This window comes from Orbus sasakiae (assembly GCF_039542345.1).
Classification (GTDB): domain Bacteria; phylum Pseudomonadota; class Gammaproteobacteria; order Enterobacterales; family Orbaceae; genus Orbus; species Orbus sasakiae.
The window spans coordinates 14888-26889 of record NZ_BAABHY010000001.1 but is presented as its reverse complement, the minus strand read 5'-3'; the positions used below and the strand labels follow the sequence as shown (position 1 = coordinate 26889).

Sequence of the window (12002 nt, the reverse complement as noted above, 5' to 3'; positions counted from 1 at the left end):
GTGATTAAAGGTTTACAGCCAAAATGCTGCTGCGATCCCTCTCATCTGAATTAAAACACTACATATAGTTATCAGTTAAATTAATAGCCACTACATATTGTATTTTTTGATTAAGATCAATTATCATATGTCTTCTTTAAAAAGTACTTTATGGATAAGAGTCATGAATAAATCTATGTTAGTTACCAAACGCGATGGTCATAAAGAACCGATCGACCTTGATAAAATTCACCGAGTCATTGATTGGGCAGCTGAAGGCCTAAATAATGTATCAGTTTCACAAGTTGAATTGCGATCGCATATTCAGTTTTATGATGGTATTCGCACTGCTGATATTCATGAAACGATTATCAGAGCGGCAGCTGATTTGATTTCTCAAGATGCGCCTGATTACCAATATTTAGCTGCACGTCTTGCTATTTTCCATTTACGTAAAAAAGCATATGGTCAATTTGAACCCCCAAAACTTTATCCACATGTTAAAAAATTAGTTGAGGCAGGTCGTTACGATAAACATCTGCTTATCGACTATAGCGAAGATGAATTTAACCAAATGGATCAATTTATTGACCATTGGCGCGATATGACGTTTTCATACGCAGCGGTTAAACAGTTAGAAGGTAAATACCTTGTACAAAACCGTGTTAACGGTGAAATTTATGAAAGCGCACAATTTTTATATATCCTCGTGGCTGCGTGCTTATTTGCGAATTATCCAAAAGAAACACGCCTTGATTATGTAAAACGTTTTTATGATGCGATTTCGACATTTAAAATCTCGCTACCAACCCCAATCATGGCTGGCGTAAGAACGCCTACTCGTCAGTTCAGTTCCTGTGTTTTAATTGAATGTGATGATAGTTTAGATTCAATTAATGCGACCGCCAGTGCGATTGTTAAATATGTGTCACAACGTGCCGGTATCGGTGTCAATGCAGGAAGAATTCGTGCATTAGGAAGTCCAATCCGTGGTGGTGAAGCATTCCATACTGGATGTATTCCTTTTTATAAATACTTCCAAACGGCCGTTAAATCCTGTTCGCAAGGTGGTGTCCGTGGCGGCGCTGCGACGGTGTTTTACCCACTGTGGCATTTAGAAGTTGAAAGCTTATTAGTCTTACGTAATAACCGCGGCGTTGAAGAAAACCGTGTGCGACACTTAGACTATGGCGTCCAAATCAATAAATTGATGTATCAACGTTTGATTAAAGGTGAAAATATTACGCTATTTAGTCCTTCTGATGTACCTGGACTTTATGATGCATTCTTCGCTGATCAAGATGAATTTGAACGTTTATATGCTAAATATGAGGCAGATAAAACAATTCGTAAACGTGAAGTCAAAGCCGTTGAGCTGTTCGCATTATTAATGCAAGAACGTGCTTCAACAGGTCGAATTTATATCCAAAACGTCGATCACTGCAATACACACAGTCCATTTAATGCGCAAGTTGCACCGGTTCGCCAGTCTAACTTATGTATGGAAATTGCATTACCTACTAAACCACTAAATAACATTAATGATGAAACGGGTGAAATTGCTTTATGTACGCTATCGGCGTTTAACTTAGGTAAAATTGAGTCATTAGATGATTTTGAAGAGTTAGCAAGACTGGCTGTTCGTGCATTAGATGCTTTACTTGATTACCAAGATTATCCTGTTCCTGCGGCCAAAACGTCATCACTAAACCGCCGTACACTAGGAATTGGTGTGATTAACTATGCCTATTACTTAGCTAAACATGGCGTGAAATACTCTGATGGTAGTGCCAATAATTTAACGCATCGTACTTTTGAAGCAATGCAATACTACCTACTTAAAGCATCAAATGAATTAGCGATGGAAAAAGGGGCGTGTCCACTCTTTAGTGAAACGACCTATGCACAAGGTATTTTACCAATTGATACTTATAAACGTGATCTTGATGATATTGTGAAATCAACACTACAGTATGATTGGGAAGCATTACGTGAATCCATTAAAGTGCATGGTCTGCGTAACTCAACATTATCGGCGTTAATGCCATCAGAAACATCATCACAGATTTCTAATGCAACAAATGGTATCGAACCACCTCGTGGATATGTCAGTGTTAAAGCCTCTAAAGATGGGATTTTGAAACAAGTTGTACCGGAATATGAAACGCTAAAACAGTTTTATGAACTACTTTGGCAGATTCCAAACAATACCGGGTACTTACAATTAGTTGGGATTATGCAAAAGTTTGTTGATCAATCGATTTCAGCAAACACAAACTATGACCCAACCAAATTCCCAAATGACAAGGTCCCAATGAAACAGTTATTGGCGGATCTCTTAACGACTTATAAATATGGTGTTAAAACACTTTACTATCACAATACACGCGATGGTGCAGATGATATCCAAGGCGATATTACGATTGCCTCTGATGATGGATGTGAAGGCGGTGCTTGTAAGATTTAATTCGTCAAATATTCGGTGAATTTAATAACAATAAATAGGCTGTAAGGTAGGATGATAAAAACGGTGTATTCATCCTACCCTTGCGTCAATACGCAAGTAAGGAATCAGCTATAACAAAACTTTAACCATTGAGGATCTCATAATGAGTTATACTATTTTTTCTCAAACACATAATGATCAGCTCAAAGAACCCATGTTTTTAGGTCAACCGGTAAACGTAGCCCGTTATGATCAACAAAAATACGAAATGTTTGAGAAGCTCATCGAAAAACAATTATCCTTCTTCTGGCGCCCCGAAGAAGTGGATATTTCCCAAGATCGTATCGATTATGCAGCGTTACCTGAACACGAAAAGCATATTTTTATTAGCAATTTAAAATACCAAACATTATTAGATTCGATTCAAGGTCGTAGTCCAAATATTGCCTTATTACCATTGATTTCAATTCCCGAACTCGAAACGTGGGTTGAAACCTGGTCATTCTCTGAAACCATTCATTCACGCTCTTACACACACATTATTCGTAATATCGTAAATGATCCATCAATCGTATTTGATGATATTGTCACTAACGAAGAGATCAAAAAACGCGCAACCGATATTGCCGGTTATTATGATGATTTGATTGAATACTCAAGTTACTACAACTTATTAGGTCTTGGTAAACACGAAGTAAATGGTAAAACCATCAACATTGATATGCGTGAATTAAAGAAAAAACTTTATCTGTGTTTGATGAGTGTTAATGCACTTGAAGCGATTCGTTTTTATGTCAGTTTTGCGTGTTCATTTGCGTTTGCTGAACGTGAACTGATGGAAGGTAATGCAAAAATTATTAAATTAATTGCCCGCGATGAAGCACTGCATTTAACCAGTACACAATTTATGATAAATACCCTTCGCAGTGGTGAAGATGATCCTGAAATGGAACACATTGCTAAAGAGTGTGAACAACAAGCATATGATCTATTTTTAAAAGCTGCTAACCAAGAAAAAGAATGGGCTGAATATCTGTTCTCTGGTGGTTCAATGATTGGATTAAATAAAGACATTTTATGTCAATATATCGAATACATCACCAATATCCGTATGCAAGCGGTTGGCTTAACATTACCATTTAAAACAAAATCAAATCCAATTCCATGGATTAATAACTGGTTAGTATCCGATAACGTTCAAGTTGCACCACAAGAAGCCGAAATGAGCTCCTACTTAGTGGGTCAAATTGATTCTGAAATTAACGAAGATGATTTAAGTGACTTTAAATTGTAATCAAAATGTAAATAAATGTAATTGCATTTTATCTATTACATAATGATTAAAATTATTTTAATGATAAATAACATGTAGTTAGAAATAAAAAATCATAATTGTAAATATATCTTAATTTATATTTACAATGAAATTGCATTTGTTGATGTTAAGTGATAATCTAAATATGCTTAAAAACGGACTAAGTCGATCCTAGCATTAGGTTTTACTTAGGTTTTGAAGCTATTTTTCCTTTCCGTTAAAATTTTTTGGGCTTATTTTATAAGCCCTTTTTTATGACGATTTTTCGTTGACGTTATCTTAATGGATTAGAAAAAAAGTTTATTGGTGAGTTATTATTGACTTCCGTCTCTTTTAAGGTAAGGATAGATAATAATTTATTGTTAATGATAAATGCAGACTCATGAATCCTGAAATTTATGCCGATATTAACCTCCCCTTTTCACCGCTTGCTTTTACTGATGAGCAACTTGAGCTTAATGCATTAAAAGTCGAATTGGATCGATTCTATCACTGGTCAGTCGCACAGTTTGAATCCAATATGGATATCGAGATACTGGTGCATACACGAGCAAAATTTATTGATGAACTTTTGCACCGTTTATGGCAACACTACCAATTACCACCTCAAGTGTCTTCATTATTCAAGCGTAATCGGATTGCATTAATGGCCGTTGGTGGATATGGTCGAGGTGAACTTCATCCTTTATCAGATATTGATATATTAATTGTAAGTGACGCTCCATTAACAAAATTACTCGAAGAACGTATCGGCGAATTAGTTCGGTTGTTGTGGGATTTACGATTAGATGTTGGTCACAGTGTCAGAACCTTAAAAGGGTGTTTGCAAGAGGCAAAAGCTGACATCACTATCATGACCAATTTACTTGAGTCACGATTGATTGCGGGCAGTCAAAACCTAGTCAATGATTTACAAAAATGCATTTTTGCCGATAAAATATGGCCATCAGCCGAATTTTACCGCGCTAAAGTCGATGAACAAATACAACGTCATAAACAGTACCACAGCACCAGTTATAATTTAGAACCTGACATTAAAAATAGCCCAGGTGGCTTGCGCGATATTCAAATCATCCAATGGATTGCCTTACGTCATTTTGGTGGTATCTCATTAAAAGAGATAACCCAGTTTAACTATTTAACGACTGAAGAAATTAAAGAAATTAAAAACTGCCGTCGGTTTCTATGGCGTATGCGTTTTGCATTACACTGTGTAATTACGCGTTATGACAACCGCTTATTATTTGACAGGCAACTCAGCATTGCTCACTTGCTGGGTTATCAAGGTGATGGCAATCAACCTGTCGAAAAGATGATGCACGATTACTATCGGGTTGTACATAACATTACTGAACTCAATCAAATGCTACTTCAGTTATTTGAAGAGTCTATTCTTGCCCTGAATCCACAAAATAAGCCATACAGTATTGATGAGTATTTTCAAATTCGAGATAAGTTAATTGATATCAAAGACAATGACTTATTTACCAACGATCCGACCATGATTTTGCAACTGTTTCATACCATGCTGCTTAATCCTCAAATTATAGGCATCTATTCAAATACCATTCGTCAGCTACGTTCTGCAAGGCGTAAACTCGATGGGCTACTGTGCGAATACCCTAAAGCACGTGACCATTTTTTAGCGATGATTAAGCATCCCGAAGTCATCAAAAAAGCACTGTTGCCAATGCACCAATATGGCATATTAGCCACTTATATCCCTGGCTGGAAACGCATTGTCGGTATGATGCAATTCGATCTTTTTCATGCTTATACCGTTGATGAACATACCATTAGATTACTATTAGAAATCGCCGATTTATCAACAGAACAAGGCCAAAAGAAGCATCCAAATAGCTCAAAAGTGTATGCCAAATTAGCTAAACCGGAATTACTGATTATCACAGCACTGTATCATGATATTGCAAAAGGAAAATCAGGTGATCACTCAGAATTAGGTGCCGAATTGGTTAAAGACTTTTGCCAATTACACGATATTGACAAAAAAGACAGTGAACTGATCAGTTGGTTAGTGCGTTATCATTTATTGATGTCCGTGACGGCACAAAGCCGTGATTTACAAGATCCGATGGTCATTCGCGAATTTGCTAACCAGGTCAAAAGTAAAACTCGCTTACAATATTTGCTCTGCTTAACCGTTGCCGATGTGTGTGCCACTAATGAAACCTTGTGGAACAGTTGGAAGCAAAGCTTAATGCGCGAACTGTACTTTTTAACGCTGCGGACATTAGATTTGGGGAGTCACCAAATACCGGAACAACGCAGTATTGCCCGTGAACATAAAAAAGAAGCCTTACAGATTTTAGTTGAACAAGGCTTTGATGCACACTTGATTGAGCAATTCTGGCTTGATTATCGATTTGATTATTTTTTACGTTATGCAACAGAGCAAATTGTGTGGCATGCTAAAAATTTATTAAACCATCATTTAACTGAACCGTTAGTCTTCATTAATTCAAAACCATTCCATGGTGGGACTGAAATTTGTATTTATTCACCAGATAGGCCTTACTTATTTGCCACCGTGAGCAATGAATTAAGTAAGCGCAATCTTAATATTCATGATGCTTTAATTATTACCAATAAAAACGAGTTTGCACTAGATACCTTTATTGTTTTAGAGCCAAATGGTCAGCTCATTGCAGCAGATCGCCATCATGACATTATACAAGGTCTACAAAAAGCGTTAAAACAAACCGATTATAAACGTGTTAAAGTCAAACGACCATCGTCTAAGTTACGTTACTTTTCGGTTCCGACTCAAGTCAATTTTTTATCGACATTAAGTGATAGAAAAACGTATATGGAGCTCATTGCTCTTGATAGACCGGGTTTATTGGCCTGCTTAGGTGAAGTTTTTGCTAATTTGGAACTCTCTTTACGCAGCGCAAAAATTGTCACGATTGGTGAGCATGTTGAAGACTTTTTTGTTTTAACCAACAAAGATAAGCAAGCCTTAGATGAGCAAAGTTGCACTCAATTAAGAGAGGCCATTATTCAAGCCATTGATAATATGGATGAATAAATGAATTTCGCGTCTATTTATGATGAATCGTTAAGCTAACATGGGGCTTTCGCGTTAATAACGATATTTAGAACCGTATCATTAATTAAAAATATTAAGGGCTGTACCTTTTAAAAATATCCGTAATATTGTTAACCAATACGTTTGCGTTAATCTTATACAATCAGTCTCAGGATGATGCGGATAGTGCACGCTAAATGAAGACTTGAACGGCAACCGCCGAGTCAGCGCACAAGGGTACATAATACATTCAATTAGTCTTTGAGAGTGTCTATGGAATTTTTTATTATTTTGTTCCCGATTTTTTGTATTTTCATTGTCGGATTTATTGCACAAAAAACGCTTAAGTTTGATATTGCGAACTTATCAAAAATGTCACTGTACGTTTTATCTCCGTTTCTGGCATTTAAAACCTTTTATACACATCAGCTAAATATGGATTATCTCTATTATATTATTTATATTTTCGCGCTGTGCATTACTTTAATCATTATTGTGTCTATTTGGTCTTTGGTCATGAAATATAATACCAAAGAACGTTGTGCAATGATTTTAAGTTCATGTTTTATGAACAATGGTAACTACGGTACCCCTGTCATATTGGTTTTTTTTGGTTCACTTGGATTTGATCTTGCCGTTATCATGATGGTTCTACAACAGTTTGTTATGAGTACGCTCGGTATTTATTATGCGGCAAAAGGAAGTAGCTACCAAGATGTCGTCAGCCAAAAAGAGGTATTATTAAAAGTTGTTCGTATGCCGGTGGCTTATGGTGCTTTTTTAGGTATCCTTTTTCAGCTATGCCATATTCCCTTAAGCACATCAATTTTTACGTCAATTTCGATGATTGGCGACTCATCGATTGTCATTATTATGATTATTTTAGGTATGCAACTAGCCCGATTGCAGATCACACAACTTGATTATCCGAAAATCGCTTTTGCTCTGGTCAATAAAATGGTTTTAGCTCCGTTGGTAGCATTAGCCATCGTGTACTTCATGCCGATTGATTATACCTATAAGCAGATTTTGATTGTGCTTGCCGCTATGCCAACAGCAGCAAATACCACCCTACTCTCCGTGCAATTTGATACTAAACCTGAATTAGTTTCAAGTGCCACATTTATTAGTACCCTTTTAAGTCTACTGACTTTGCCGATCATTCTTTGGTTGGTGGGTACGCCTATTCCATTTTAGTCATTCCCGCTTATAAAAATACCGCTAAATATTTAGCGGTATTTTAGGGTCAATTAGACATCATTTTATTACTGCTAGAAACCATTTTTCTTATAAACATCATCTGGATTCGGACCAGTACGGAAATCTTGATTGAGCTGATCAATCTGTTTAATCTCTGCATCGGTTAATTCAAAATCAAAGATGTTAGCATTATCAGCAATTCGAATTGGATTACTCGATTTAGGAATTGCAATAAACCCTTTTTGCATGTGCCAGCGTAGCGTAATTTGTGTCGGCGATTTGTGATATTTTTGCCCCAATTCAAGCAGCAGTTTTTCATCGTTAATTTTACCACGAGCAAGTGGTGACCATGCTTCAATGGCAATATGTTCTTGTTGTAAGTACTGGACTAACTTTTCTTGAGTCAGGTAAGGATGCAATTCAATCTGATTGATCACAGGTTTAACATTCGCTTTGGTCGATAATAATTCTAGATGAGAAATATTAAAATTGCACACGCCAATGGCTTTTGCGCGTTTTTCCTCAAAAATACGCTCAAAGGCTTTCCACGTTTCAAAAAAAGTATTGCTTAATGGCCAATGGACTAAAAAGAGATCAACATAATCCATTTGTAAATCATCTAAAACCTGATCAAAGGCGTGCAGTGTTTCATCATACCCTTGATTTTTATTGTGTATTTTAGATGTCACACAATAATCTTGTCTTTTATAACCACTATTTTTTAAAGCTGTACCTAATTCTCGCTCGTTTTTGTAGAGCTGTGCAGTGTCGAATGAACGGTAGCCAACGTTGAGTGCTTGAGCAATTGCTTTCTCCATTTCGTCTAAATCAGTAATTTTATAAGTACCAAAACCTAATCTAGGGAGTGAAACATATTCATTTAATTTAACGGTTGAAGAGAATGACAACGACATAAAACCTCCGATTTATTTAAACCCATCAATGATGACAATGAAATAAGTATACACGCAATCTATTTCAAATAAAGTTATCGATTAAATTAGCCTTATTTGGGAGGACAGTCATCCCCCTATTACGAGTTTTTTTTACACTATAATCGCCTATTACAACAATAATTTAACGAAAATATTTAAATACAATAAGATGTAAGGGAAACAAATTCCGCAATAAATCACTTATTTTTTATACACAAAAGCAGTATGATAATCTTGCTAATAGAGCAAATAAGGAGTTACTAATGAAACTATACTATAGTCCTGGTGCGTGTTCATTGACACAGCATATTCTGCTTTGTATGTCTGATTTAGAGTTTTCTGTTGAGCGGGTCGATCTTAAAACGAAGCGAACCGAACGTAACCGTAATTTTTTTGAAATCAACCCTCGTGGGCAAGTCCCAACGCTTGAGCTTGATGATAAAACCATCCTGACTGAAAATATTGCAATTGCTCAGTATATTGCTGATAAAGTCCCTAATGTAAAATTGTTAGCCCCCGTTGGCGAGCTTGAACGTTACCAAACGTTATCTTGGTTAAGTTATGTTGCCACTGAGCTTCATAAAGCCTATGGTCCACTCTTTAAATCACAAGTACAGGCAGAGAAAGATGCCGCGATTACTGCACTTAAAGATAAATATGCTTATTTGGAAGCGCGCTTAAAAGATCGTCATTTTATCGCAACCGATTACTTCACGATTGCTGATGCTTATTTGTATGTTGTACTGCGCTGGCGTAAAGTGATCCCTAATTTGCCACCATATCCGGCGATTGATCAGTTTATGCAGCGCGTTGATGCATTTGATGCCGTTAAACAAGCCCTTGCACAAGAAGCAAAATAACTGACAGATAAAAACAAAAAAGGGCTTTCGCCCTTTTTTTATGAATCCGCACTCACCGCTTTAATTTTCGGTTTATGGGTTATAGATAGCACGGTACCAATCGAAGATATAATAATTAATACAATCGAAACTAATTGATAACCTGATAACGTTTCATTTAAAAAAATCAATCCAGATAATGCACCTAAAACAGGTGATAAACTCATTAATGTACTAAACGTTAATGCCGGAACCCTTGGCAAAGCAACCATGTCGAGAGCATACGGTATTGCTGAGGCCAGTAATGCCACAATAAAGGCTAATGGCAAAACATCAATTGAAAACATCATCGGACCGCTTTGCCAAACACCAATAGGAAAAATGACAAACGAGATGATAACTGATCCAAGAGCCACACTCGATGCGCCTTGCAACTGGCCAGCCTTACGACCGAACACAATATACATCGCCCAGCATGCGCCAGCACAGATCGCCAATAAAACGCCGACTAAGTCTAAGTCAGCACCCGCACTATGAATCGGTAATAGCATGACTAACCCAATAATCGCAATAGCAAGCCAAACGAAATCGGTAATTTTTCGAGCAGCAAACATCGCAACTGTAATCGGCCCCGTTAATTCAATCGCAACCGCAATACCAATTGGAATACGTTCAATCGATGAATAATAAGACAGATTCATAAATCCTAATGCAAATCCGTAGAGTACAATATACTTCCACGCTTGTTTTGAAATCGGTTTGCGCCACGGCTTAAAGATGAGCACTAGCATGATTGATGAAAAAAGTAATCGCCATGCTGTCATCCCCGAGGGGCCTAAGATTGGGAATAAATATTTCGCTAATGATGAGCTGCCTTGCACGGATGCCATTGAAATTAGAATAATGGCAATAGGCCAAAAACGACTTAACATCTTTATTTCTCCGTTTGTATTAACCGCTTTGGTGAGATCGAATTACCAATCCATTGGCCCACCCCAATAAAATCCATTTGTTGGTAAAGTCTTACAATTTGTGGTGTCGAACTCAACGGATTAACCTCGATTGTTCGCCCCAATAAAATATCAGTACCCTGCGCGAATGAAAGTGTCATGATCGGATAATCTTGTACAGGGCTATCGACAGGCAATAATAATGATTCAAGCAATTCAATATCATCTTTATGTTGCTGTAAATATTCAAGCGTTACCATTTTTTCAGCAGGATACGTTGAGACGTGTATGCGACGTAAATAAATAATATGCGCGCCACAACCGAGCATTTCACCTAAGTCATCGATGATAGTCCGAATATACGTACCTTTAGAACAATGAATTTCAAGCTCAAGCTGATTGTCATTAAACGCAATAAATCGATTTTCATAAATCGTGATCGGTCTTGCTTCACGTTCAATGGTAATGCCTTGTCTTGCATACTCATATAGCGGACGCCCTTGATGTTTTAATGCAGAAAACATCGTTGGTACCTGCATAATATCCCCACGAAAATGGGTCAAGGCTTGCTCAATATCCATTTGGGTAATCAATACGGGTTTTTCAGCAATAATTTGCCCGTCAGAATCAGACGTATCCGTTCGTTGGCCTAAACGGGCAATCACTCGATAACGTTTATCCGAATCCAATAAATATTGTGAAAACTTTGTCGACTCACCAAAACAAATTGGCAACATACCGGTTGCCAATGGATCTAAAGCCCCGGTATGACCGGCTTTTTGTGCCGTGAACAGCCGCTTTACTTTTTGTAATGCATCGTTTGATGTCAAGCCGGTGGGTTTATCTAATAATAAAACGCCGTGAATATCACGGCCTTTGCGTTTTCTTGCCATTTTTGATCTTAAATTAATTAATCTTTATGACGGCTTACGTCTTTATGAATAACTTCACTCACTAAGTTAGACATGCGCATCCCTTCAACTAACGATTCATCATAGACGAATTTAAGTTCTGGGATAATTCTCAGTTGCATTGCCTTACCGACTAATGAGCGAATATAACCTGTTGCATCATTTAATATTTTTAAACCTTGTTCAACAACTTCAGGTTCACTATCATTAAGGAAGGTGACAAATACTTTGGCATAAGAAAGATCTCTGGATAAATCAACGCCAGAAACCGTGACCATACCTAAACGAGGATCTTTAATTTCCCTTTGAAGTATAATTGCAATTTCTTTTTGTAGCTCGTGACCCACGCGTTGTGGACGACTAAATGATTTTGCCATA

General features: G+C 37.1%; 9 protein-coding genes. 5 read left to right on the top strand and 4 right to left on the bottom strand.

Features of this window, described 5'->3' with window-relative positions:
- Positions 1-163 precede the first annotated feature (163 nt).
- The 4 genes from nrdA (at position 164) to ABEA36_RS00070 (ending at position 7986) form a co-directional block, all read left to right on the top strand.
- Complete coding sequence (gene nrdA, locus ABEA36_RS00085) at positions 164-2446, top strand: class 1a ribonucleoside-diphosphate reductase subunit alpha (protein WP_345487445.1); 2283 nt, start codon at positions 164-166, stop codon at positions 2444-2446.
- A 142-nt stretch (positions 2447-2588) separates the two neighbouring features.
- A complete protein-coding gene (nrdB, locus tag ABEA36_RS00080; protein WP_345487443.1) occupies positions 2589-3719 on the top strand; it encodes a class Ia ribonucleoside-diphosphate reductase subunit beta in 1131 nt (376 codons plus the stop codon).
- A gap of 403 nt (positions 3720-4122) precedes the next feature.
- Entirely contained in the window at positions 4123-6789 is a 2667-nt protein-coding gene (gene glnD, locus ABEA36_RS00075) for a bifunctional uridylyltransferase/uridylyl-removing protein GlnD (protein ID WP_345487441.1), read from the top strand.
- A 273-nt stretch (positions 6790-7062) separates the two neighbouring features.
- A complete protein-coding gene (locus ABEA36_RS00070; RefSeq protein WP_345487439.1) occupies positions 7063-7986 on the top strand; it encodes an AEC family transporter in 924 nt (307 codons plus the stop codon).
- 74 nt (positions 7987-8060) lie between these two features.
- On the opposite strand, the gene ABEA36_RS00065 is transcribed toward ABEA36_RS00070, so the two are convergent.
- Positions 8061-8903, bottom strand: coding sequence for an aldo/keto reductase (locus ABEA36_RS00065; RefSeq protein ID WP_345487437.1), 843 nt, complete (start codon positions 8901-8903; stop codon positions 8061-8063).
- 284 nt (positions 8904-9187) lie between these two features.
- On the opposite strand from ABEA36_RS00065, the gene gstA reads away from it, so the two are divergent.
- Positions 9188-9784 carry a glutathione transferase GstA gene (gstA, locus tag ABEA36_RS00060; RefSeq protein ID WP_345487435.1) on the top strand — a complete coding sequence of 199 codons (597 nt, stop codon included), beginning with the start codon at positions 9188-9190 and terminating at the stop codon, positions 9782-9784.
- A 38-nt stretch (positions 9785-9822) separates the two neighbouring features.
- Here the strand turns inward: gstA and ABEA36_RS00055 are convergent, their stop codons facing one another.
- From ABEA36_RS00055 to rbfA, 3 genes are read right to left on the bottom strand one after another with little or no spacing between them, the layout of a single operon-like run.
- A complete protein-coding gene (locus tag ABEA36_RS00055) occupies positions 9823-10695 on the bottom strand; it encodes an EamA family transporter (RefSeq protein WP_345487433.1) in 873 nt (290 codons plus the stop codon).
- 2 nt (positions 10696-10697) lie between these two features.
- A complete protein-coding gene (gene truB, locus ABEA36_RS00050) occupies positions 10698-11606 on the bottom strand; it encodes a tRNA pseudouridine(55) synthase TruB (RefSeq protein WP_345487431.1) in 909 nt (302 codons plus the stop codon).
- Between the two features lie 17 nt (positions 11607-11623).
- Positions 11624-12001 carry a 30S ribosome-binding factor RbfA gene (rbfA, locus tag ABEA36_RS00045; protein ID WP_345487429.1) on the bottom strand — a complete coding sequence of 126 codons (378 nt, stop codon included), beginning with the start codon at positions 11999-12001 and terminating at the stop codon, positions 11624-11626.
- Between the last annotated feature and the right edge of the window lies 1 nt (position 12002).

What these genes read in the sequence shown, in the direction of transcription:
- nrdA (WP_345487445.1), top strand. Translation starts at nt 164, where the DNA reads ATGAATAAATCTATGTTAGTTACCAAACGCGATGGTCATAAAGAACCG.
- nrdB (WP_345487443.1), top strand. Translation starts at nt 2,589, where the DNA reads ATGAGTTATACTATTTTTTCTCAAACACATAATGATCAGCTCAAAGAA.
- glnD (WP_345487441.1), top strand. Translation starts at nt 4,123, where the DNA reads ATGAATCCTGAAATTTATGCCGATATTAACCTCCCCTTTTCACCGCTT.
- ABEA36_RS00070 (WP_345487439.1), top strand. Translation starts at nt 7,063, where the DNA reads ATGGAATTTTTTATTATTTTGTTCCCGATTTTTTGTATTTTCATTGTC.
- ABEA36_RS00065 (WP_345487437.1), bottom strand. Translation starts at nt 8,903, where the DNA reads ATGTCGTTGTCATTCTCTTCAACCGTTAAATTAAATGAATATGTTTCA.
- gstA (WP_345487435.1), top strand. Translation starts at nt 9,188, where the DNA reads ATGAAACTATACTATAGTCCTGGTGCGTGTTCATTGACACAGCATATT.
- ABEA36_RS00055 (WP_345487433.1), bottom strand. Translation starts at nt 10,695, where the DNA reads ATGTTAAGTCGTTTTTGGCCTATTGCCATTATTCTAATTTCAATGGCA.
- truB (WP_345487431.1), bottom strand. Translation starts at nt 11,606, where the DNA reads ATGGCAAGAAAACGCAAAGGCCGTGATATTCACGGCGTTTTATTATTA.
- rbfA (WP_345487429.1), bottom strand. Translation starts at nt 12,001, where the DNA reads ATGGCAAAATCATTTAGTCGTCCACAACGCGTGGGTCACGAGCTACAA.